Source organism: Aliivibrio finisterrensis (assembly GCF_008933155.1).
GTDB classification, from domain to species: domain Bacteria; phylum Pseudomonadota; class Gammaproteobacteria; order Enterobacterales; family Vibrionaceae; genus Aliivibrio; species Aliivibrio finisterrensis.
This window is the reverse complement of sequence record NZ_WBVP01000002.1, coordinates 1-24,261: the sequence shown is the minus strand read 5'-3', so window position 1 is coordinate 24,261 and position 24,261 is coordinate 1. Positions and strand designations below refer to the sequence as shown.

The 24,261-nt window shown below is 40.0% G+C and carries 20 protein-coding genes and 3 pseudogenes; 13 read left to right on the top strand and 10 right to left on the bottom strand.

Annotated features, from left to right (window positions below; translation table 11 throughout):
* The first annotated feature begins 58 nt into the window (after window positions 1-58).
* Together F8B77_RS01960 and F8B77_RS01955 are read left to right on the top strand one after the other, a co-directional pair.
* On the top strand, window positions 59-745 hold the full coding sequence (locus F8B77_RS01960; protein WP_151653227.1) for a response regulator transcription factor: 687 nt from the start codon (window positions 59-61) through the stop codon (window positions 743-745).
* A complete protein-coding gene (locus tag F8B77_RS01955) occupies window positions 733-2,154 on the top strand; it encodes a sensor histidine kinase (RefSeq protein WP_151653225.1) in 1,422 nt (473 codons plus the stop codon). Before F8B77_RS01960 ends, F8B77_RS01955 begins: the two co-directional genes overlap by 13 nt.
* 165 nt (window positions 2,155-2,319) lie before the next feature.
* Here the strand turns inward: F8B77_RS01955 and F8B77_RS01950 are convergent, their stop codons facing one another.
* From F8B77_RS01950 to uxuA, 7 genes are all read right to left on the bottom strand, one after another.
* Entirely contained in the window at window positions 2,320-3,195 is an 876-nt protein-coding gene (locus F8B77_RS01950) for a sugar phosphate isomerase/epimerase family protein (RefSeq protein ID WP_151653222.1), read from the bottom strand.
* Window positions 3,196-3,197: 2 nt separating this feature from the next.
* Window positions 3,198-4,187: a Gfo/Idh/MocA family protein gene (locus F8B77_RS01945; protein WP_151653220.1), complete on the bottom strand. Its 990-nt coding sequence runs from the start codon at window positions 4,185-4,187 to the stop codon at window positions 3,198-3,200.
* A gap of 100 nt (window positions 4,188-4,287) precedes the next feature.
* On the bottom strand, window positions 4,288-5,154 hold the full coding sequence (locus F8B77_RS01940; protein ID WP_151653218.1) for a sugar phosphate isomerase/epimerase family protein: 867 nt from the start codon (window positions 5,152-5,154) through the stop codon (window positions 4,288-4,290).
* 2 nt (window positions 5,155-5,156) lie between these two features.
* The gene (locus tag F8B77_RS01935; protein WP_151653216.1) at window positions 5,157-6,335 is read right to left on the bottom strand and encodes a Gfo/Idh/MocA family protein; all 1,179 of its coding nucleotides are present in this window, start codon (window positions 6,333-6,335) and stop codon (window positions 5,157-5,159) included.
* A 321-nt stretch (window positions 6,336-6,656) separates the two neighbouring features.
* Window positions 6,657-7,985 carry an OprD family porin gene (locus F8B77_RS01930; RefSeq protein ID WP_151653214.1) on the bottom strand — a complete coding sequence of 443 codons (1,329 nt, stop codon included), beginning with the start codon at window positions 7,983-7,985 and terminating at the stop codon, window positions 6,657-6,659.
* 182 nt (window positions 7,986-8,167) lie between these two features.
* A complete protein-coding gene (locus F8B77_RS01925; protein WP_130045228.1) occupies window positions 8,168-9,619 on the bottom strand; it encodes an MFS transporter in 1,452 nt (483 codons plus the stop codon).
* Between the two features lie 54 nt (window positions 9,620-9,673).
* Window positions 9,674-10,858 (bottom strand): mannonate dehydratase, encoded by a 1,185-nt coding sequence (gene uxuA, locus F8B77_RS01920; RefSeq protein ID WP_151653212.1) that lies wholly within the window; start codon window positions 10,856-10,858, stop codon window positions 9,674-9,676.
* Between the two features lie 685 nt (window positions 10,859-11,543).
* Between uxuA and F8B77_RS01915 the strand changes: the two genes are divergently transcribed.
* The 4 genes and pseudogenes from F8B77_RS01915 (at window position 11,544) to F8B77_RS01900 (ending at window position 15,047) form a co-directional block, all read left to right on the top strand.
* On the top strand, window positions 11,544-13,007 hold the full coding sequence (locus F8B77_RS01915) for a fructuronate reductase (RefSeq protein WP_151653210.1): 1,464 nt from the start codon (window positions 11,544-11,546) through the stop codon (window positions 13,005-13,007).
* 111 nt (window positions 13,008-13,118) lie between these two features.
* Window positions 13,119-14,549: a glucuronate isomerase gene (gene uxaC, locus F8B77_RS01910; protein ID WP_151653208.1), complete on the top strand. Its 1,431-nt coding sequence runs from the start codon at window positions 13,119-13,121 to the stop codon at window positions 14,547-14,549.
* Window positions 14,534-14,662: pseudogene (locus F8B77_RS01905) on the top strand (bifunctional 4-hydroxy-2-oxoglutarate aldolase/2-dehydro-3-deoxy-phosphogluconate aldolase); the annotation flags it as partial. The gene uxaC (F8B77_RS01910) and the pseudogene F8B77_RS01905, both read left to right, overlap by 16 nt.
* Window positions 14,659-15,047, top strand: a pseudogene (locus tag F8B77_RS01900) (YgjV family protein). The pseudogenes F8B77_RS01905 and F8B77_RS01900, both read left to right, overlap by 4 nt.
* Window positions 15,048-15,202: 155 nt before the next feature.
* Here the strand turns inward: F8B77_RS01900 and F8B77_RS01895 are convergent.
* Window positions 15,203-16,045 (bottom strand): NanQ anomerase/TabA/YiaL family protein, encoded by an 843-nt coding sequence (locus tag F8B77_RS01895; RefSeq protein WP_151653206.1) that lies wholly within the window; start codon window positions 16,043-16,045, stop codon window positions 15,203-15,205.
* 141 nt (window positions 16,046-16,186) lie between these two features.
* Here F8B77_RS01895 and F8B77_RS17455 point away from each other — a divergent pair, with 141 nt between their 5' ends.
* Complete coding sequence (locus F8B77_RS17455) at window positions 16,187-16,336, top strand: hypothetical protein (protein WP_167512731.1); 150 nt, start codon at window positions 16,187-16,189, stop codon at window positions 16,334-16,336.
* Window positions 16,337-16,436: 100 nt separating this feature from the next.
* On the opposite strand, the gene F8B77_RS01890 is transcribed toward F8B77_RS17455, so the two are convergent.
* Window positions 16,437-17,204, bottom strand: a complete 768-nt coding sequence (locus F8B77_RS01890; RefSeq protein ID WP_151653203.1) for an FCD domain-containing protein — start codon at window positions 17,202-17,204, stop codon at window positions 16,437-16,439.
* 187 nt (window positions 17,205-17,391) lie between these two features.
* On the opposite strand from F8B77_RS01890, the pseudogene F8B77_RS01885 reads away from it, so the two are divergent.
* A pseudogene (locus F8B77_RS01885) lies at window positions 17,392-17,514 on the top strand (IS30-like element ISVsa7 family transposase); the annotation flags it as partial.
* Between the two features lie 61 nt (window positions 17,515-17,575).
* Here the strand turns inward: F8B77_RS01885 and F8B77_RS18085 are convergent.
* Window positions 17,576-17,692, bottom strand: a complete 117-nt coding sequence (locus tag F8B77_RS18085; protein WP_425277975.1) for a glycoside hydrolase family 2 TIM barrel-domain containing protein — start codon at window positions 17,690-17,692, stop codon at window positions 17,576-17,578.
* 223 nt (window positions 17,693-17,915) lie between these two features.
* Here F8B77_RS18085 and F8B77_RS01875 point away from each other — a divergent pair, with 223 nt between their 5' ends.
* The 5 genes from F8B77_RS01875 (at window position 17,916) to F8B77_RS01855 (ending at window position 23,748) form a co-directional block, all read left to right on the top strand.
* Window positions 17,916-19,385, top strand: a complete 1,470-nt coding sequence (locus F8B77_RS01875; protein ID WP_151653201.1) for a mannitol dehydrogenase family protein — start codon at window positions 17,916-17,918, stop codon at window positions 19,383-19,385.
* A 9-nt stretch (window positions 19,386-19,394) separates the two neighbouring features.
* Window positions 19,395-20,822: a glucuronate isomerase gene (gene uxaC / locus F8B77_RS01870; protein WP_151653199.1), complete on the top strand. Its 1,428-nt coding sequence runs from the start codon at window positions 19,395-19,397 to the stop codon at window positions 20,820-20,822.
* A gap of 9 nt (window positions 20,823-20,831) precedes the next feature.
* Window positions 20,832-21,767 (top strand): sugar kinase, encoded by a 936-nt coding sequence (locus F8B77_RS01865; RefSeq protein WP_151653197.1) that lies wholly within the window; start codon window positions 20,832-20,834, stop codon window positions 21,765-21,767.
* 25 nt (window positions 21,768-21,792) lie between these two features.
* Entirely contained in the window at window positions 21,793-22,419 is a 627-nt protein-coding gene (locus F8B77_RS01860; RefSeq protein ID WP_130045219.1) for a bifunctional 4-hydroxy-2-oxoglutarate aldolase/2-dehydro-3-deoxy-phosphogluconate aldolase, read from the top strand.
* 186 nt (window positions 22,420-22,605) lie between these two features.
* Window positions 22,606-23,748 (top strand): ABC transporter substrate-binding protein, encoded by a 1,143-nt coding sequence (locus F8B77_RS01855; RefSeq protein ID WP_151653195.1) that lies wholly within the window; start codon window positions 22,606-22,608, stop codon window positions 23,746-23,748.
* Window positions 23,749-24,261: the final 513 nt, after the last annotated feature.

Here is a 24,261-nt window from a genome sequence, read left to right as displayed (position 1 = left end):
AATGGTTAGCCCATTTTTGCTATTATCATTATATAAAATAATAAAGTGGTACTGAATAATGAAAATATTGCTAATAGAAGACTCTGAACATTTACGTCGTAGCTTAGTGGTGGGCCTGAGTAACCTTGGTTTTACTATTGATGAAACTGGCGACGGTTCAAAAGGGCTCTCGATGGCAATTACCAATGAGTATGACTTTATTATTTTGGATTTAATGCTTCCTAATGTCGATGGTATTACGTTATTAAAGAGCATTCGTAAAATGGGTAATGAGGTAAAAGTAATTATCTTATCTGCAAAATCACAGCCAGAAGATCGCGTTGAAGGCTTAATGTCTGGCGCTGATGATTATCTGGTGAAACCATTTTCGTTTGATGAACTGCATGCTCGTATCTTAACCGTAGCTCGTCGAGGTGGAGTAAAGCATAATGACGACCACGTAGAAGTTGAAGGTTTTACGCTTAATTTAGCAAAGAAAGAACTCGAATTCTCAGGTCAATTGATTGAACTAACAAAAAATGAATACAAGATTGTCGAGTGTATGTTTCGTTCTCGTAATCAGGTTATGACGACAGAAAATATCAGTGATTATGTTATTGGCTCATTTGATTCAGTCTCGAAAAACACCATAGAATCACACTTATCCTCCATTCGAAAAAAAGCGAAAGCCGTTGGTGGTGAATTGCCGATAAAAAATAAACGAGGCTTTGGTTATTACGTGGAAAAACGCTCATGTACTCAATAAAAGATCGGTTGGTTAATGCGTTAACCGTGATCATTGGCATCATTCTATTAGTGGTTTTTTTATCTTTGGATTTTATTCTCGATGCTTGGGTTGATCAGCAATTCGATGATGCATTAGTGGAAAAATCAAACTACTTCAAATCCTTAGTTGAAGTGGAAAGTGATGGTATTGAGTTTGAATATCACAAAGGTTTTATGCCGCAATTTGAACGCAAAGAAGAGGCTCAATACTTTCAGATTTGGGTAGGTGAGAGCACTTTTGCAAAGTCGCAATCTCTTACCTACTTTGATGATGTTGATCTAGATTACCAAGATGTCCCTACCCATGAGAGTCGTATCTTTGATATAAAACTTCCTGATGGCAGCGTGGGAAAAGCTATTTCAGCTCGTTTCCAACCCCAATTATCATCCGATGTAGATCCTACAGATGTGACTTATATCGAAACCATGTACTTAACCTTGGCGATTTCTAATCAACGAGTGAGTAATATTTTATTGATGGCAGATCTGTCTCTTATCTTTGTTTTTATTACCGCTATCTTTGGTATTCGAATGGTTGTGATAAAAGTGGTGGATAGAGAGTTAGATTCATTATATTTACTCAATAAAGAAATTTCAGAACTTGATGAAAATGCACAAGGTATTCAATCTAACCCAAAAGAAAGCAAAGAGATTTCACCTATTAGAAAAGAGCTCAATCGATATATTGAGTTGAATATTCAAAATGTAGCCAATGAAAAACGTCTTTCTTCTGATATTGCTCATGAGTTAAAAACACCGATTGCAGAGCTCATTAGTTTGAGTGAAATGAACATTCGTTTTCCTGATGATGTTCGTATTTCAGCGACATACCAAGAAGATGTGCTATCGATTTCGAATAATATGAAAACCATCGTCAATCAATTAATGGCATTAAGCCAAAGTGCATCAGGAAATTATGGGATTGAGAAGAAAGAGGTGGATGTTCGACTCTTGACTGAGGAGGTTTGTGCAGAATTACAGTTTAAGCATCCAACAATGGGAGAGAGGGTTGCTTTCTCTTCATCATTAGCTTCACCGATGATTCATGTTGACCGTTTTAGCTTGGAAACCGTGATTAAAAATTTATTGGATAACGCTCTTTTTTATAGTGTAGAAGAGTCCGCAGTGTCTGCTAGTATTGAGAAAGAGGGCGATGGAAGTGTTGTGATTAAGATAAAAAATACATCTTCTAATCCATTAACTCATGACGATCTCAATAACATATTCAAACCTTTATATCAGGTCAATAAATCAAGAACCCACACAGATAGGCATGGGTTAGGCTTAGCTATTGTAAAGAATATCGCTCAATTAAATGGTTATGATTTATCGGTTGATTACCAAGAGAGTAGAGAGGTTACATTTACGGTTGTGATACCGCAGGGGTAATGTTAGCTAGTATTATTGCGAACCTATCTTTATTTAATAAAAACCCAGCGAATAAGCTGGGTTTAGATAGATAAATTATTAATTAACCTAGATTGGCGATTTTAATTAATATTGGTGAAAGCATTTTAGTTCAGCACAATATTTACGCCAGAGGGTGATCCTACTTTATGCGTGAGCAATATTTTGGGTAGAAAGAATAGTCTTTAATGCGTCAACAGCGATACCAAATTTACCGGCATCACTTTGTTCTAATTCTTCTACTTCACCTTCTTCAATATTCTCAAGCGCAGCGAAGCCAGCAAAGTTACCTAAATGGGGTTCTAGGGATAAGAATCCGTGGTAATCTCGTTCACTTGTCAGCTCTTTGATGATTTGGCTAATCTGCCCATCACCTTCACCAGCAGGAACAACAACGCTATCGGACGAACGCGCATCTTTGATGTGATAGTAAGCAACATGGTCCTTTAGCAATGAGTAAGTAACGAAAGGGTTTTCACCGCACTGCACAAAGTTAGCAGGGTCAAAAACAAGCTTAAAGTTGTCGCAATTCACTTTTTCAACCAGATTCAGACAACGTGCAGACGTATCGCCGTAAATATCTTTTTCATTTTCATGAAGTAGCGTTATATCGTATGGCGATGCGATTGCTGATAGCTCTTTCAAGTGACGGATTACTTCATTAGCATAATCGTCATGATTGGTGTCTTTTTCCATAAAGAAACTAAAGATACGCATGTACTTAGATTCAAGGATTTTCGCAACTTCTAATAGGTGAACGAACATAGCTTTGTGAGCTTCAAAATCATCTTTCAGATAAATTTTACCAACAGGTGATCCAAGAGATGAAATTTTAAAACCACGTGCATCAAGCTGATTTTTTATTTCAACAGCTTCTTCCACAGTTACTTCGCTAATGTTTTTTCCATTAACACCACGCATTTCAATGTGCTTGATACCATGTGTGTCAAGAACATCCATTTGTGTGGTTAAATCCATATCAATTTCATCTGCAAAAGCAGACAGCAATACGTGTTTGCTCATTATTAGTCCTTATTTCTTATTTGATCAAGAATAGAGATTGTTTTAAGACCTTCATCGAGATTGATGTAGTCACTTGTGTTATCAATGATTGATTTGTAGAAAGCATTGATTGCTTTCTGATGACTCGCGCCCCAATAACTCATGCCTCGTTGATCAGGTGCGAAGTCTTCTTCTAGGAACACAAAATCTTTATTCTCATCTTCGATGTAAAGTTTGCCATTCATGTATTTTAGTAAGCCATTCTGGAAAAGAAGTTCCATCTCAACAGGGGTGTTACTTGAGTAAGCATTAGTGCCATAGAATAAGCCCTTAGCCCCATTTTTAAACTCAATATATATTTCTGCTGTATCTTCAACTTCGATATATTCTTGGAATGCCTTTGTTGAGTAACTACCGTTTAAAGTACTAATCTCACCACCTAGCCATTGAATCAGATCAAGTGTATGAATGCCTTGATTGATAAGGAAACCACCACCTTCAGTCGCGTATTGACCACGCCAATCACTCTCAGCATAGTATTGAATAGGCTCACGGCACCAAGTAACAAAACCCTTAATACCAATTAAGTCGCCCAAAATACCTTGGTCAACATAGTGACGCATGACTAAAGACGTTGGATTTAATCGGTTCTGAAATGTTACTGCTAGCTTGGCTTTTGAGTTCGAAAGAGCAGATTGAACTGCTTTCGACTCTTCGATGTTCATGACTACAGGCTTTTCAGTGACAACATGAATGTTTAGTGACAGAGCCTTTACAATCATTTCTTTGTGGAGATAGTGAGGTGTACAAATATGAACAACGTCTAAATCTTCATGTTCCAACATCTCGGCATAATCTGTGTATGCCTTACAGTTCATTTCGTTGGATACTTTAGAAACAATATCGTTCTTTATGTCACACACACTTACCAAGAGTGTATCTTCGTTTTTATTAATCGCTTCCAGGTGGATAACTGAGATGCTACCACACCCAATAAGACCTACTTTTAACATGGCTGATATCTCTGATAAAAAAAAGGGGTAAAGAAAAATGGAACAGAGAGTGATTTAGTAGTGGTGTTAGCTCTAACACCACTACTATTTAGTTTGGGACTTAGAAGTACTCAGAGAAACCAAGTGCTTTTAGGTTATCCATACTGATTTGTAGAGATTCGAACGGATCACGTCCGTAAGTATCATCTTGTTCGATTGGTAGGTATTTAACACCAGTACGTTCACAAGCTTTGATGATTGCTTTAAAATCAAGGTTACCTTCACCAATTTCAGCGAATTGGATGGTGTTAAAGAACACTGACATATCCCCTTTTGCAAGAGCGCCCATCATTGCCTCTGGATCAGGGGTAGCGATACGGAAATCTTTAAGGTGAACTAATTCAGCTCGGCCTTGCAGATTTTCAATCACAGTAACTGGATTTAAACCGGCACGTTGGATCCAGTGAACATCAATTTCAAAACCGATGTTTTCTGGGTTCGTGTTTTCAAGCAGCATATCAAAGTATGATTTACCATCTACTTTATCGAACTCTAAATGGTGATTGTGGTAGAAAAGCTTAATGCCTTCAGCGCTTAGCTTCTCGCCCCACTTATCCATTTCTTTCGCAAACTGAACAACTTTCTCAACATCACCAAACATTGAGAATGGAAGCATACCGATACGTAGATATTCAACGTTCAAACGTTTCGCATCAGAGATGATCTTGTCGTAGTGCAAGTCAAAAGAGTCAACAGGGAAGCTTGGGTGAATCTGTTGCGTGTAAGCACTTAGAGAACAAATATTGATACCGAAGTCTTGAATCGCTTTTTCCATTGCGACTACGTTTTCTTCGGTCATATCAAGCTGTGATATCTCAACAGCGTTGAACCCCATACCAGATAAAGTTTTTAAAGTTTCGTAGATACCGTTTTCTGCAACTTTATCTTTCAGCATCATCATCTGAACAGCAATTTGCGGCTTAGTCATGATTAGTTCACCTTCTTAGCTGTTTCTTCATCAATCTTCTCTTGAAGTTTGGCGAAGTATAGGTCTTCATCGATTGGTAGTGAAACTTCTTCACCCAACCAGCTAGATAGGTGCATTGCATTTGTGATGCTTAATGCATTGATGCCTTCAGAACCGTGAGCGACAAGTGGTGTATCGTTCAGGATAGCGCTTGCAAAGTTCTTCATTACATCTTTGTGTTGAATGCCCCACTGGTCATCAAATTCAAAAGTGCTCTCAGTAACACGGTCACCAATGCCACCGCCCATGAACAACTGCTTCATGTCATCAAATGATAGGTTTTTGCTGATTTCTTGCTCAGGTTCGTTAAGCACTTTAAGCGTAATTTTCTTGCTGCCATCAACAACAATCTTGCCCTTATCACCAAGAATTTCAAAGCGGTCAGTACCCATGAGGTCGTGAACACAAGTGATGAATGAACCTGTCGCACCGTTCGCGTATTCAACAAGTGTGGTAACATCATCTTCTACCGCGATGTTACGTTGACTTCCGTAAGATGCTTTCGCTAGTACTTTGGTCGGCATACCACATAGCCACTGCCACAAATCGATTTGGTGTGGTGCTTGGTTGATTAGAACGCCACCGCCTTCACCGCCCCAAGTTGCACGCCATTCGCTCATTTGGTAGTAGCCCTCTGGACGCCACCAAGTCGTGATCATCCAGTTTGTACGACGAATTTCACCAATAACACCTGAATCCATGATTTCTTTAAGCTTAATGTAAAGAGGGTTCATACGTTGGTTGAACATCATTGCGAATTTTAGTTCAGGCTTAGTTGCCGCGAATTCGTTCATTTCTTTAACTTGCTTGGTGTAAACACCTGCAGGCTTATCAACAAGCACGTGAAGGTTACGCTTCATTGCTTCGATAGCCATTTCTGGGTGTAGATAGTGTGGAACTACTACAAACACAGCATCAACTAGACCACTGTCCATCATTTCGATGTAATCAGTGAAGAAAGGAACATTAGGAATTGTTTCAGCTGCCCATGTTTTACGCTCAGGGCTAATATCACATACCGCACCTAATTCCATGCCTTCAACAGTGCCGATGTCATTACCCATTAGTTTGCCGTGAGCTACAACAGAAGAATACATCGAACCTTGTTGTCCAATGCCAATAATGCCTACGCGAACAGTCATATAATACCTCAGTAATTTATTTAATATATTGTTTTGTAATTAAGTTTATATAATTAATAATAATTCAATGCTTATTATTAAACAGTGAAGTCAGTCAATATTTTATCAATTGTAATGCGTTGTTTTAAATATAAATACAATGCTTTATAACTGGAGTTTTCGATTGTCTGTTGAGTGCATTAATACAGACAATTATTTATTCACTTGATTTTTACTTTAAATAAAATGGTGTTTATAAGTTTAAAAAGTATTTAAAGTTGCTACTTTGTAAAATAATTGATATTAATTACTCTAAATTTAAGTAATATCTATCATATATTATTACATGATGTTAAATGTGTATTTGATGTCTAGGTTAATATCATAGTAATCAAGATCTTCGTTAACCACACCTGTACGTTTTTCCATAGCTTTGTTAACAATTAACTGAGTAGATACGCCTTTCAAGCTACCTTGTGTAAACTTGTGCTGGATAACCAAGTTTGCACCAACGCCGTCAACTTCAGTCGTTTCGTGATAATTTAAATCACCGTCGGTCTTAACTAGAGATAGCATGGCCATCCAGTTTTCATTGAAGTTGTAACCTGCACCAGTCGAGAACGATGTAGTGTTTTGGTAGTTGCGAGAGATTGACATATCAAACGGGAAGCCGATATCTGTATCGATACCACCCGCATCGATACGAGAACCAACTTGACCAAAACCAGCATTAGCAAACATGTTGCCTTTTGCGTAGGTAATTTGACCAGAAACTACATAAGTAGAATCGTCCTTACCTAATGGTTGAGCGTCTTTGGTATACCCTATTAAACTACCATAGAACGCACGACCATCTAGTTTAATAAAGGATTTATCATTATTTATCCACGCGTAATCGGTATTCATTTGTGCCTGAACAGAAACATCACCTTGATAGCTCATACCAAGGCCAAAGTGCTTCATGGATTCGTCATATACGTATGCAGAAAAGTACCTCTCGCTTTTATCCCCGTTAGCAACACTTTCATCAACCATTTCAGTGTAGTAACCACCACCAAACCTGTTAGTAATCGCACCATAGAAGTGTGAATTTTCAGTTGGTGAATAGCGAAGCATCGCACCCTCACGCATGTAAGGCATGGTACGAATTGAGCTGTATTCTAAGAGTGGCACTGCATGATCGATAGTACCGTGTCCCATATCGACACCAAAGCGACCTAATTTCAACTCTACGTTATCTGTAGGTTTGAAGTTCAAAGAACCTCCAAACAATGAGAACGATTCAGCGCTACCGCTACTTTCATCTAAGTAGAAACGACTCGTTGCGCTAGATGGCGACCACAGTTTTTGGACTGTATAACCGTATGCTTGAACGTCTAGCCATGGCAGTAGATTTTCAGTTTCATAATCTAGCATGGCGCCTTGTACCCATGCTTTCACGTCTGCAGATTTGCAGTTGCGATCAATTGGTGTGGTATTTGGGTTGCCATCACTGTCATAATCACCATCACCACATGCACTAGGGCGATCCGCTACACGTAATTCATTATGTAGTTTGAGAGTCAAAGACTGATCAAGTTCACCGACAGGTTCAGACGCAATAGCACTATTTGTTAGGATAAGAGTAATAGCAGATGCTAATATTCCTTTATTTACTATTATACTTTTCAATTTTATTAACCTTTTGTTTGTTTCTAATTAATAGGGATTTATTTTTAATTAGTGTTTAGCAGCCAAATTAGACCGCTAAACAGGTCACGATTATTGTATTATTATTATTTTGGTTATTATTTTGATTATTGTTTTAGTAATTATTTTGGTTACTGAGTTTTTATTATTCCAGATTATTTAAATTAGCCTTTGTCGCCTAATTTCATCATAGCTTGGTTGTGTCTAACCATTTCTTCACGTTTTTCAGGAGTTAGGTTCCAAATGAACTTGAAGATTAACCACATCAAACCTGCTGCAACTGCTGGCATTAAGAACACGATAGCGTGTAAGCCTTGTTGCGTTTCAAGCGTTTGAGTTGCTAGAGTCGCGTTGTAACCTACTAGAGTCACACCAATACCACCCACTAGACCAGCTAGAGCACCTGCTAGTTTACGAGACAGAGAGTAAGCAGAGTAGATAACACCAGCTTCACGCTTACCAGTTTTGTAATGGTTGTATTCGATACAGTCAGCAACTAATGCCCACATCACACCGACACTGAACATGCTGAATATTTTTTCTATACAGTAGAACGTTAGATATTGCATTGGAGTAGATACTAGGAAGTAACCAGCCGTACAGAAGATTAGAGAGCCAGCACAACACCATAGGATAAGAAGACGGTTGCCGTACTTATCAACGAGTTTAGGGCTGAATTTCATAATCAATGCCATTACTGTCAAGTCAATAAAACCTGTATAAGCAAGGATTTCCATCGCGTTGTCTAGGTTACTACGGATGTAGAACAGTAGAACGCCACCAATACCATAAAGTGCAGTTAGTGAAACAAGACCAGCCATTGCTGCTGCGATTAGAAGACGGTTAGTAAAGATAGAGCGAATCTGATCTTTAAACGGGGTCATTGGTTGTGGTTCTGGTTTGATGTTCTCTTTAGTATTCAAGAACGCTAGTGCGTGAGAGGTGATGCCTAAAATACTACAAGCAACCGCACCAACTAGGTACGCAGTTTTCATATCGTCAGCAAAGATAACGAAAGCAATTGGTAATGCAGTTTTGATGATCGTGCCAGCTAAAATCGCACCAAATACACGGAAGTTAGAAAGTGCTAGACCCTCTGCCGCATCTTGTGTCATTGAAGAGGCAAGTGACCCATAAGGAATGTTAACAAATGTATAGCACATGCCCCAAATGATGTATGTAGCTGACATCCAAGCAATTTTAGCGTTCATTGATTCTAGTGAATCTGGAACCAAGAACATTAATACTGCTGCTGCGGCAAGCATGAACGTACCTTTTAATAGGTAAGGGCGATACTTATCTGCTTTCGGATCGTTTTTCTTGATGTATGCGCGCTCTGAGATTGTCCCCATGATTGGATCATTACAGCCATCCCAGATACGAGCAACAAGGAATAAAACCCCCACAGCTGCTGCGGATACGCCGATAACATCTACATAAAACGCCATGAAAAATGTAGAAGATAAAGCAAATGACATGTTATTACCGATGTCACCGAACATATATCCAATTTTATTTTTTAAACATAATTTCTTATTCGGGTTACTCGAATCAACTTTATTAAAAAAGTTCCAGAGCCATGACCTTTGTTGCGGTGTAGCCGTTATTGTACTCATAATTAAACTTCCATATTTAGGTAGCCAGACCAATTCCGACCACCTTTAAGCTATTTAACTAAAGAAAGCACGTTTTAGTGCTGCTTCCATTCCGCGAACTTCCGCAAGACCTTTCAAGCGTCCAATCGCAGAGTAGCCGTTCATGTTCTTTTTCTTTAGGTCATCCAACATTTGGTGACCATGATCCGGACGCATTGGGATTTTACGGGTATCGCCTAATTCTTGGCGTTTCTGTTCTTCCGCTAGTAGTGCAGAAACAACGCCATACATATCAACATCACCTTCTAAGTGAGCTGCTTCGTGGAACGATAACGGGTTAGTTTCATCACGTTGAGTAGAACGTAAGTGAGTGAAGTAGATGCGATCTGCGTGTTTGTTGATCATTCCTACTAGGTCATTATCTTCGCGAACGCCGTAAGAACCAGTACACATAGTGAAGCCATTCATTTGGCTTGGAACATTTTCAACTAACCAATCCATATCTTCGATTGTCGAAACAATGCGAGGTAGACCAAACAAAGGACGTGGTGGATCGTCAGGGTGTACTGCTAGTCGTAAGCCATATTGTTCACAAACAGGGATCAATTCGCCTAAGAAAAGTGCCATATGTTCACGTAGCTTATCTTTACTGATATCTGCATACCGAGCTAGTTGGTGTTTAAAATCGTCAAGGGTGTAAGACTCTTCTGAACCTGCTAGGCCCGCAATAATATTACTTGTTAGAGCATCAATTTCATCGGCAGTCATAGACTCGAAACATAAACGCGCTTCTTCTTGTTCAGCCTGAGAATATTCTTCTTTCGCTTCTTCGCGACAAAGAATATATAGGTCGAATGCAGCAAACTGAACTTGATCAAATCGCAGAGCTCGAGAGCCATCAGGTAATTCAAATGCTAAATCAGTACGAGTCCAATCAAGCACTGGCATAAAGTTATAACAAACCGTATCGATTCCACACTCAGCCAAATTGATAATGCTTTGTTTGTAGTTTTCAATCCATTGAGCGTAGTTACCAGTACGAGTTTTAATCTCTTCGTGAACAGGGATACTTTCTACTACAGACCAGTTCATCCCCATATTTTCGATGATTTCTTTACGCTTCAAAATCTCATTAACGGACCATACTTGACCATTAGAAATATGATGAAGAGCAGTAACTATGCCAGTTGCACCTGCTTGTTTAATATCAGATAGAGTGACTGCATCTGAGTCCCCGTACCATCTCCACGTTTGTTCCATAATTTCCTCTGTTTCTTTTTCTGTTTTAGTAGTGATGGGGGGTATTTTTATCGCTCAATGGAAAATAATCAATTGCATAGATCGAATTGGTTGACCTTTGTTGCAATAATTATAGTTTTTGGTAAACCATGAAGTGTTTTGTGATTTAGTTCTAAGACGTACAAAAATATTTGGATTAGCGATAGGTGTGATCTTTAATTTAGTTGTTTTTTTTCAAATGGTTATGATTCAATTGTGATTGACTGATTTATATCCAAAAACGCCTTTTTCTCCAATCTATGTGTATGATACAGGTAGATTGTTAACTTTTTTTAGCAAATCAGCTACGAATGATAGCGGTGTGTAGCGCCCTTTATCATTGATTGGTTGAGGTCTTTTGGGTTTTTAATCGCTCCTTGATGGATTTTTGAGTATTTTTCGACGTAAAAACCTTTATTGGTTATCCAATTTAATGCTGCTTATGTCACAGATTAATTTTATTTAGTTAATATAATGCCTTGGCGGTGCGAGTTAATGGATGTTTGTATGATCGCTAAAAAAATATTGGTTTACCAATTTGTTGGTGACTGAATTTCGTTTTGCTCTCGAAGTGGGAGTCACTCAATCTCGTTTATTAATTTAATTAATAGTTTCTGGCCTATATGTTCGCTTCATCGGGTATCTATGATGAAGCCAAGGATAAATAATGAAAACAATCGAAAATACCAACTTGAATACACAAGTAATTTGTCCAACTTTCGTTCGCTCAAACCTAAAAACACGCATCGTTCACCTTGGTTTTGGTGCATTCCACCGTGCACACCAAGCGCTATTCACTAATGAAATGCTAGAGAAAACCAACAGTGATTGGGGCATTTGTGAAGTAAACCTATTTGGTGGCGAAGATCTGATTGAGCAACTTCGCGCGCAAGACCATCTCTACACAGTGGCAGAGAAGGGGGCAGAAGCGACCGACGTTAAACTGATCGCATCAGTGACTGAATCGCTGCATCCAACTCTAGATGGCAAAGCCGCTGTATTGGCGAAGATGACCGAAGAGCAAGTGGCGATCGTATCGATGACCATCACAGAGAAAGGGTACTGCGCTGACCCAGCAACAGGTCGTTTAGATAAAAACAATGGCCTCATCATTGCGGATTTGGCTAACCCACAAGATCCAAGTTCAGCGATCGGTTACATCGTTGAAGCATTACGCCAACGTCGTGAAAAAGACATTAAGCCATTTACGGTTATGTCTTGCGATAACGTACAAGAGAACGGTCATGTAGCACGCGCGGCAGTGTTAGATTTCGCTAATCTTGTTGACGCTGAATTGGCATCATGGATTGAAGCAAATGTTACTTTCCCATGCACCATGGTCGATCGTATTGTTCCAGCCGCAACAGAAGAAACCTTGACTGAAATTGCTGAACTAGTGGGCGTTCAAGACCCATGTGGTATCGCATGTGAACCCTTCCGTCAATGGGTTATTGAAGACAACTTTGTTGCAGGTCGTCCAGATTGGAACGTTGCTGGCGCAGAATTTGTAAGTGACGTGGTACCGTTTGAAGAAATGAAACTGCGCATGCTAAATGGCAGTCACTCATTCCTTGCTTACCTAGGTTACCTAGGCGGCTATGCGCACATCTCTGACACAATGACTAACGATGATTATCGTAAAGCGGCGTTCGACATGATGATGAAAGCGCAAGCGCCAACACTGACTATGCCGGAAGGGACTGACTTAGAAGCGTACGCAACGCTGCTGATTGAGCGCTTCACTAACCCAAGTCTAAAACACCAAACATGGCAAATCGCGATGGATGGCAGCCAGAAGATCCCGCAACGTATGGGTGGATCGTTACGTCATCATCTAGCGCAAGGTACAGATTTCAAATGGCTGGCAATGGGCATTGCCGGCTGGATGCGTTACGTCGGCGCTCTTACTGAGCAAGGCGAAGCAATTGATGTACGCGACCCAATGGTTGAGCAGTTCCAAGCCATTTACGAAGAACATGGTTTGAACGCTTCTGCGGTGAAAGCGCTGCTTTCAATCGAAGCAATTTTCGGTACAGACCTTATCAAAAATGAAATCTTCGTGAGCGCAGTGACTGATGCTTACCAATTGATTCTAGATAAAGGTGCGCGCACAGCCGTCGCCTCTCTTTAATCGATTAAATGATGCTCTCTAATGTGAGGGCTTCTTGCTTTAAATATTGCTGTTGTAACTATTGTTGAAAATTTTTTTGTGTGGGCACGGCCGGCACTTACGGAGTAAAAAATGAAAAGTTTTTTGTGTGAAGATTTCTTACTATCTAACGATATCGCTCGCGAGCTATACCATGATTACGCCAAAGCGATGCCGATCTACGATTACCACTGCCATTTAAACCCAAAAGAAGTGGCTGAGAACCGTCAGTTCGAAAATCTGACTAAGATCTGGTTAGAAGGCGATCATTACAAGTGGCGTGGTATGCGTTCGGCCGGCGTACCTGAAGCGTTGATCACAGGTAGCAAAGCGTCAGATTACGAAAAGTTCCAAGCATGGGCAAAAACCGTTCCGCAAACATTGGGTAACCCACTGTACCATTGGTCACACCTTGAGCTACGTCGTCCATTTGGTATTACTGGCAAACTGTTTGGCCCTGAAACCGCGGATCAAATTTGGCATGAGTGCAATGAGCTACTGGCAACACCTGAATTCTCAGCTCGGGGTATCATGAAACAGATGAATGTTGTGATGGCAGGCACCACTGATGACCCAATTCATTCACTGGAATACCACAAAGCCATTACCGAAGATGACAGTTTTGATGTTGAAGTTGCGCCAAGCTGGCGTCCAGACCGTGCGTTCAAGATTGAATTGGATGGCTTTGCCGAATACATGACCCTGTTAGGTGAAGCTGCGGATGTTGAAATTACACGCTTTAACGATTTACTGACTGCGCTAGAACGCCGCCTAGAACACTTTAGCGCACATGGCTGCCGCGCTGCTGACCACGGTATTGAAGTGGTTCGCTATGCTGCAGAGCCAAGTGAAGCGACACTGGATGCGATGCTAACGCGCCGTCTGCAAGGTGAAATACTGAGCGAACTAGAAATTGACCAGTTCAGCACGGCGGTTCAAGTGTGGCTTGGCAAGCAATACGCGAGAATGGGCTGGGTAATGCAGCTGCATATCGGTGCACAACGTAACAACAGTACGCGCATGTTCCAATTACTCGGTGCTGATGCAGGCTTTGACTCAATTGGTGACCGTCCGTTCGCACTGCAATTGTCTTGCTTGATGAACGCTATGGATATCACTAATGAGCTGCCAAAAACCATTCTTTACTGCCTAAACCCACGTGATAACGAAATGATGGCAACCATGATTGGTAACTTCCAAGGTGGCGGTATCGCAGGCAAGATCCAATTCGGTTCTGGCTGGTGGTTCAATGACCAAAAAGATGGCATGGAGCGTCAAATTCAACAGCTTTCTCAACTGGGTCTACTGAGCCAATTTGTTGGGATGCTGACCGACTCTCGCAGCTTCCTATCGTACACGCGTCATGAATACTTCCGTCGTATTCTATGTAATACCATTGGTCAATGGGTGGTGAATGGAGAAGTGCCAAACGATATTGCAACGCTGAGTAAAATGGTTCAAGACATCTGTTATCAAAACGCTAAGTCTTACTTCGTTCTACCAGGAGAGCAAGTGATCGCGTGATTGCATGTGGCGCTACTTGGATGGTTGAAAAAACGCTAATCAACGAAGGTCGTTGGGATGAGATTGGTCGTCTTGCGCGTGAAGCGGTAGAACTACAAAGTGAGTCACTATGATGGAGTCTTTAACTCAGTGGGCAATACCTGAATGGGATCTCGCACAAACTATCGGCATGATGGCCTTTATTATTGGCGCAAGTGCCTTTCTACACAGTGATGGGCGACGCTTTCGTCTTCATTTGATGTTGTTCTTCATCGCTATGCTGTGGGTGATGGGGATGCCACAACTTGAGCACTACTATGAAATATTGACTATTTTTGGCCCGTCAGTCGCCACCTATGCCTTGTTTAAAATGCAGGGCGTCGGAATGCGCTTACTGGTCATGTTCAATTCATTTTGTTGGGATCAATTGGCGGAACCCTAATGGAGCTGACCTTTATCATTGTAAACAGCGTGACAATCTTACGTATGTATTACACGCGCCCCGCGCTAAAAGTATAAAGCATCGATAATTAGGAAAATTAATACAAACCGAGTGGCCGCCGAAGATATAGAAAAGGGAATAAAGAAAAACACCGAGTTTTGGTAAACCAAAGGACTCGGTGTTTGTTTTTAATTAACCGCTTGGCGCTAGCCTGTTAATTTAAGTTTCGTTTTTATATCGCACTTAATTGGCCATTCGTAGCTTGCATCGCTGGTACCCATGCTAGCTTGTCTGCCGACATCTTGTTACCGCAAGGCAGTTTAATATGATTGACCAGCCATACCACACAACCTTGCTCTAGATTGAACAGAACACGCGCTTGTGAGTATAAATTACCATCATCAAATGCTTCGGAGATAGGCATCGCCGCGCCTTGCCATACACTCACTAAATCTTCAACTTTATGCTCAACAGCAAGCATAATCACTTCCGGTTCCACATCTTTCACAATGCGCATTTCAACGTGAGTACGTAATCCAGCTTGTTTAAGAGTAATCTGATGAGGAATATTGCTGTCATTCCACGCTAATGTGGTGTTGATTGATTGTTCAGCTAACCACTGATGAGAAATTTTGATAACTGCCTTACGAACAGGCATAGGCTTATTGACTGCAACCAATGGACGGTGAGGTTGCTCAGTATTGAAAATGATAAAATCATGCGGTTCCAGATTAGCAAATTGCTCATTGATAATGTTGTCGCTAAATGCAACATCACGATCTTCTAGTAGATCTTCGGCAATGCTTTGAAATGGCTGGAGGCTGTAACCAAAGCGCTCTTCTCCCGAAAGAATGATTTGTACATCAATGTATTTGCGGTGAATTTCAGGTTTACACTCAGAGATGACTTTAGTGTTGTCATCAACCACGAAAAAGAAAACATCTTCACCTTCAAGCGGATAACGGCCGTTTTCTACTGAAGCATTGATGCGTTGTTTCACCTGTTCAATTACTTCAAACATTTTAACTGGGATATTTTTATAGCTGTCCAGTTTAGATAAGTTGCCTTTAAACACTAATTACCTCAATAGCCACGTTGTGGCAGCACCAAAAAGAACCATTATAAGCGAATAATACAATTGGTTGACCAATTAATGTTAGGTAAGGAGAACTAGATCAACAATTATCTCGGCTGCTGACTAAACCAAGGTTTTTGATTGCACTCTCCTCTTCAGTGGAAAACCAATTTATCCATTTTGGGTTTATCTATCGTAAAGAATATTACGCAAGTAAATGGTTATGACTTATCGGTTGATTATCAAGAGAATGAAAGAGAGCACATTTACTGTTGTGATACCGTAGAGTAGGAATTATATCTGTTGGAGAGTTGTTCGACGGCCTTTAATTTAATAAAAAACCCAGCAAATAAGCTGGGTTTTAACGATATGGTTTAACCATTATATCTAGCTAAGCATCAACTCGATAAGAATCAAATAAGTAGCCATCAAAATCATCAGAATCGGTATCTGATAGTGATAGAAGTGCTTCTTTTACATTCTCCATATGTTGCCACATGGCTTCTTTTGCTTGTGCTGGGTTTTTCTTTTGCAAAGCAGAGAGGATCTTAGCGTGATCTTCTAGAAATTGAGAGCGATACTCAGTGTCATCAATATGAGTATGAAGTTGAGCCCACATTTTACTGCTGGTTCGGCGCTCCCATGCTGTTTGCGCTACTTCAATGAGGTAGTTATTTTGAGTTGCCTCTGCAATTAAAATATGAAAATCTTTATCGTGATTGTATTCTTGATTGCCTGATGCAACCGCAATACGTTCAGCATCAAGTATTTGCTTCATACGGTTAATTTGCACACCAGTAACATTAGCAGCTGCGAACTCGGCAATATTGCTTTCGAGTAACTGGCGAGCTTGAAGCATTTCAAAGGTGCCAATATCATTATTGTCGTAATTTGAGTGATTAGAGTTCACTGATATATGTTGTGCGTTGTCGTCATCAGGCAGTGATATCACATATACGCCAGAGCCTTTACGAACTTCAACTAAGCCTTGAAGCTCTAGCATGATAATAGCATCTCGGATCGTAGTTCGGCTGACGCCAAATTGCTCTGCAATATCTCGTTCTGTTGGCAGTCTGTCGCCGACCTGATATTTACTTGTTTTTAATTGCTCAATCAAATCCCTTCCAATTGAGACATATCGTCTGGTTATATTTTCCATAAGTACCTTATTTTGATGACTTACTACTTTTCTATGGTAACAAAAAATCAACCTGCATTATATTAACTTATGAACCAATTTCAAATTGAGCCTTAGTTCCCAAGAATAACCTACCCACTTTGATATAGATAAGAGAGTCAGTTGCCAATAGGCTTCAAGTTCTCACATAATCAACTCAGCTAGTAATATGGTACACCAATATAAGCAACTAACACTAGGTGAAAGATATCAGATTGAAGTTTGGAATTCACTTAGTATTTCAGCTTGTGAAATCGAGCAAAAATTACAACGGAGCAATGGTTCAGAACTATGACGTTGTCCAGCTGGAGTAAACTTGATGGACTATTTTGCCAATATTGTGCGCGTGCATATTAAAAAATGTCTTTAAAGTATCCGTTAGAGGCTTCTTGAGCTGTATCTGGCTCATTTGATAATGACCACATTACGATACATGGATGGTTTTTATCACGACGGATTAATTCATGAATTGCGTTGTTTTTTTGAAGTGGATAGTAGGGAAGGATTTTTAAACGAGCAATTAAAAATAATTAATTGGTTGACCTAATTCGCAATGTTATTTAATTCTGGTATGCCAATGTGTTTTTTGTGATGCACCACAAAGACGAGGGTTATTTTTTCAACTAAATTACGAGGATATTATGGTTCTGTAGACCAAACTGGCGTCGGCCAAGCACATTCACCGGAGTTTTTATGAATATATCGACCATTACCCTTCCTGCTTCCGTTATTCAACCAACGTTTAATCGTGATGCTTTGTTACCACGTATTGTACATTTAGGGTTTGGCGCATTTCACCGTGCTCACCAAGCATTAATTACCAATGAGATGCTTGAAAAAACAGGTGGTAACTGGGGGATCTGTGAGATTAACTTGTTTGGCGGTGAGGATCTTATTCATTCATTACGTGAGCAAAATCATTTATATACGGTAATGGAAAAGGGTGAAAATAAAAATACCGTTAAACTTATTGGCTCGGTTATTGAGTCCATTCATCCACAATTAGAAAGCAGTGATGCATTACTTGCGAAAATGGCAGAAGAGCAAGTTGCTATTGTTTCTATGACCATTACCGAAAAAGGGTATTGCTGTGATCCAAACACAGGTCAGCTCGATAGTGAGAACGGATTAATTCAGCATGATGTTCAATCTCCTCGCAAACCACAATCGGCAATTGGTTATATTGTAGAGGCATTACGCTTACGTAAAGAGGCGGGAATTACGCCATTTACCGTTATGTCATGTGACAATGTACAAAACAATGGCAAGGTTGCTAAGGCGGCTGTGATTGGTTTTGCAAAGTTGGTTGACCAAAATTTGGCTGAGTGGATAGAAGCAAATGTTACTTTCCCTTGCACCATGGTTGATCGTATTGTTCCAGCAATTACGGATGAAACGTTAGCGCAATTAACTTCTGAACTAACCATTGAAGATCCGTGTGGTATTGCTTGTGAAGAGTTTAGACAATGGGTAATTGAAGATAATTTTGTCAATGGCCGTCCTGAATGGAATGTCGCTGGTGCAGAGTTTGTTGACGATGTGGTTCCTTATGAAGAGATGAAGCTGAGAATGTTAAATGGTTCCCACTCGTTCTTAGCGTATTTAGGTTATTTAGGTGGGTATGCTCATATATCCGATACGATGACAAATGATGACTATCGTGTTGCTGCATACCAATTAATGATGGCAGAACAAGCGCCTACATTGTCATTATCAAAAGAGGTAGATTTAAACGATTATGCGACATTATTGATTAATCGTTTTACGAATCCAGCCCTGAAACACCAAACGTGGCAAATAGCGATGGATGGGAGCCAAAAACTACCTCAACGTATGGTTGAATCGATTCATCATCACATTGAAAAAGGCACTGACTATAGACTATTAACTTTAGGAGTGGCTGGTTGGATACGTTATGTGGGTGAGCAAGATGAAAACCAGCAAGTGATTGATGTAAGAGATCCTATGCTTGATAACCTTCGTGCTATATATCGTGATTATGGTCATTCGGTTGAGGTCGTATTGCCATTATTACAAATGAGTTCTATTTTTGGCCATTTAGCTGAGGATTCAAGTTTTGTTTCTTTAGTTCAGTCTGCTTATCAGAAGTTGTTAGAGAATGGCGCAAAAGCAACGGTAGCGGCTTACGCTCGTGCTAAATAGGAGCGGTGAATGAAACCTTTTTTATGTGAAGACTTTTTACTGAGTAATCAAACAGCAAAAGATTTATATCATCATTTTGCTAAAGCATTGCCAATTGTCGATTATCATTGCCATTTAGATCCTCAAGCGATAGCTCAAGATCGACAGTTTGAGAACCTTTCCCAGATTTGGCTTGAAGGTGATCATTATAAATGGCGTGGAATGCGCGCTGCTGGTATTTCAGAATCACTGATTACAGGTAAAGACTGTTCTGATTTTGATAAGTTTATGGCGTGGTCACAAACGGTGCCACAAACGCTAGGAAACCCACTGTATCATTGGACTCACTTAGAACTTCGTCGTCCATTTGGGATCGTAAATACAGTATTAAATCCGACCACGGCTGAAACAATTTGGCAGCAAGCGAATGAGCTATTATCTACACCGTCATTCTCAGCTCGCGGCATCATGAAGCAAATGAACGTTAGCATGGTAGGCACAACGGATGATCCGCTTGATACGCTTGAGCACCACCAAGCTATTGCACAAGATACGAGTTTTGATGTTCAAGTTTTACCAAGTTGGCGACCAGATAAAGCGTTCAAAATTGAATTAGAAGGCTTTGTTGATTATATCCAACAGTTGTCTCAAGTCGCTGATGTTGAGATTAATCATTTTTCAGATTTACAAACCGCGTTATTAAAGCGATTAGAGCACTTTGATTTGCATGGCTGTCGTAGTGCCGATCATGGTATTGAAGTGGTTAGATACGCAGATATTCCAGCATCACATACTTTAGACTTGTTATTGTCACGTCGCTTAAAAGGCGAAACATTAACAGAGTTAGAGATAGCTCAATTTTCAACAGCCGTTCAAGTGTGGCTTGGCAAGCAATACGCTCGTCTTGGTTGGGTAATGCAACTGCATATCGGCGCTCAGCGTAATAACAGTACACGTATGTTTAGGTTATTAGGTGCAGATGCAGGGTTTGACTCTATTGGTGACCAGCTTGTTGCCCTCCCTTTATCTAAGTTGTTAGATTCAATGGACATCAGCAATGAACTACCAAAAACCATTTTATACTGCTTAAACCCAAGAGATAACGAAGTACTTGCAACCATGATGGGGAACTTCCAAGGTGGTGGAATCGCAGGGAAAATTCAGTTTGGTTCTGGATGGTGGTTTAACGATCAAAAAGACGGCATGATTCGTCAAATAGAGCAATTGTCGCAATTGGGTTTATTAAGTCATTTTGTTGGCATGCTAACGGATTCTCGTAGCTTTTTATCTTATACGCGCCATGAATATTTCCGTCGTATTTTGTGTAATATTGTAGGTACTTGGGCTGAAAATGGTGAAGTTCCTGATGATATGCAAATGTTAGGTGAGCTGATCACTCGAGTTTGTTACACCAATGCTAATGCGTATTTTAATCTGAAAGACAAAACGGCTTCATAGGTGAATACGATGAAAAAAATAGCAATTATCGGCGAATGCATGATCGAATTAAATGGTCAGCCTTTTTCAACCATGCAACAAAGTTTTGGCGGCGATAGTCTTAATTCAGCATTATATCTTTCGCGTTGTATGAAAGATCAAGTTGAAGTGAATTACGTTACCGCGATGGGTTGTGATGCTTTGTCTGAAGGGATCGTATCTCGCTGGAAAGAGGAAGGAATACATACGCAATGGGTGATGAAAGATGAAAAACGTCAACCGGGATTGTATTTAATTCAACTTGATGAACAAGGTGAGCGTACTTTCTTGTACTGGCGTAATAATTCAGCTGCACGTTATTTAGTACAGCATCCGTGCTTTAAACAAGTATCTCAAGATCTCGAAGGGGTCGATTGGATTTATTTGAGTGGTATTAGTTTGGCTATTTTGCCACACGTTGATCGTCTTGCTTTGATTAGTCGTTTACAGGAACTACAACAGCAAGGGGTTAAGATTGCTTTTGATACCAACTATCGCCCTGCCTTGTGGGAAAACCATGAATCTGCTCGTTTAGTTTACAACGCGATGTTTGAAATTACAGAATTGGCGTTAGTTACTAATGATGATGAACAGCATTTATGGGGCGACAGTAATGAACAAGCGACGCTAAAACGATTACACAATTCTGGTGTAAAACAAGCGGTCGTAAAGATGGGAGCTAATGGCAATCTTTATTCAGTTCAAGGTCAACCTGAGGTGACGGTTCCCGCGTGTCCGGTTGATAAAGTGATAGATACGACGTCAGCAGGCGATGCGTTTAATGCAGGCTTTATGGCTGGCGTACTTGCTGGTAAATCAGCGAAAGAATCATCACAGCAAGGTCACCAACTGGCCAGTGTGGTTATTCAGCACAAAGGCGCGATAATTTCGCACCAATCCATGCAGCACATTAATTTTACGATTTAATTGAAATTCATAAATAGGATATTACATGAGCCATATTTCACAACAACTTGCACAAGTTAAAATTATTCCTGTTATTGCGCTAGATAACGCAGAAGACATTATTCCACTAGGAAAAACATTGGCAGAAAATGGTTTGCCAGCGGCTGAAATTACATTCCGTTCAGATGCGGCTGTTGAAGCTATTCGTCTATTACGTCAAGCGCAACCAGATATGCTTATTGGTGCAGGTACGGTACTAAATAGAGAGCAAGCGATTGCAGCAAAAGAAGCCGGTGCAACGTTTGTTGTCTCTCCTGGTTTTAATATTAATACCGTAAAAGCTTGCCAAGAAATTGGTATTGAGATCATTCCTGGTGTAAATAACCCAAGTACGGTTGAAGCAGCATTAGAAGCAGGATTAACGACGCTAAAATTTTTCCCAGCAGAAGCGTCAGGTGGGATTAATATGCTTAAATCGCTGTTAGGCCCTTATGGTCAAATTCAATTAATGCCAACGGGTGGGATTAATGTGAATAACGTAAAAGACTATTTAGCCATTGATGGTGTTTATGCGTGTGGCGGTACGTGGATGGTTGATAAGAAGATGATCAATGAAGGTCGTTGGGAAGAGATTGGCAGACTAGCAAGAGAAGCGGCAGATTTAGTGAAATAGTCGTTAGGCTGTTATAAATAATAAAGAAAAGGAGCAATTATGCTCCTTTTTCTTTTTTATTCGATAATAAATAATTGATATTTTTGATTATTAAATATAACCACAAAGCTCTGAATAATCATAATTTATAGACTATAATCTGGCGGGCATAATAAAAATACTCTTTAATGGATAAAGGAAAAACAGATGAAAAAGTGGTTGTTATTGCTCAATAGCCTAATACTTTCTTTTAGCGCTCATGCTGCAGATACATGGAAAGAAATAGAACAAAAAGCCAAAGGACAAACAGTATATTTCCACGCATGGGGGGGAAGCCAAGAGATAAACAATTACCTTCGTTGGGCAGATAAAGAGCTACAGCGTAATTATGGTGTCACGCTAAAACACGTAAAAGTGGGTGATATTGCAGAAAGTACGTCACGTTTATTGGCTGAAAAAACCGCAGGGAAAAATGACGGTGGCAGTGTTGATATGGTTTGGATTAATGGTGAAAACTTTAAATCCATGAAGAATAACCAACTGTTGTTTGGTCCATTTGTTAATCAGTTACCAAGCTGGGAGTTTGTGAATAAAACGCTTCCTGTAGACAGTGATTTTTCTGAGCCAACGTTAGGTTTAGAAGCGCCGTGGGGTGTGGGTCAACTTGTATTTATTCATGATAAGCAAACACTAAGTAATCCGCCACAATCTTTTGCTGAACTGCTTAGTTACAGCAAAGCCTTTCCAAATAGAATTACTTATCCTAAGCCGCCAGAATTTCATGGTACGAGTTTCTTAAAAGCGTTATTAATTGAGTTAACTAATAACAACTCTCAGCTAATGCAACCGGTAGATAACGCTAATTTTGCTGAAATAACTCAGCCATTATGGATCTATTTGGATGAGCTGCATCAAACTGCGTGGCGTAAAGGGAAGCAATTCCCATCAGGTACAGCACAATCACTGCAGCTATTAGATGATGGTCAAATTGATCTTGCGGTTACGTTTAATCCAAATGAAGTCTTTTCTGCACAAGCAAGTGGTAAGTTAGCTGGCACCACACAAACCTACGCAATGGAAGCGGGGGCACTGTCTAATATTCATTTCTTAGCTATCCCATGGAATGCATCAGCAAAAGAGGGCGCTCAAGTAGCAATTAACTTTTTACTGAGTCCTGAAGCTCAGTCTCGTAAAGGAGATTTAAGTGTCTGGGGTGACCCATCTGTGCTGTCGTCACAGTATTTAACGGGCTCTGCGAAAAATACGAAGCTATTCAAATCTTTAGCAGAACCACATCCAAGTTGGCAGGTCGCGTTAGAGAAAGAGTGGCTAGTTCGCTACGGAAAGTAAGTGATTGTAGTCGTTATAAAAAGGTCTTTCATCTTTATTATAAAAAGAAAGGCCTACTTATTTCTTAAACCACGATATTTCAAGTTAGTGCTTTTATAAGCATGATAAATTAATACCTTCAAAGCAATACATTTCTCTTATTAGTAACTCGTTATTATTCGGATTTTCTGAATAATGAATTCGTAATTTGTCATATTGTCTAAATAATTTATTGGCTTTACTATTTTGTAACGAAATGGAGTTTTGTTTATATTCTTTAGGTAAGCATTTATAGCCTATATGTATTGCTAATAATTACGAAGAACTTGTATTCAGAATTTCCATTGTTATTTTTACGAGTATAATAAGGTTTATTCATGAATAAGTTATTGATTACGACAGCAATTTCATCGGTACTATTATTACCATCTACCGTATTAGCGGCATTACCTTTGAATCCTGTTACTATGCCAACAGCTTACCCAACGGTACAGCAAGAGACACCAGTTAGGATTCCGACAGCCACCCCAACAG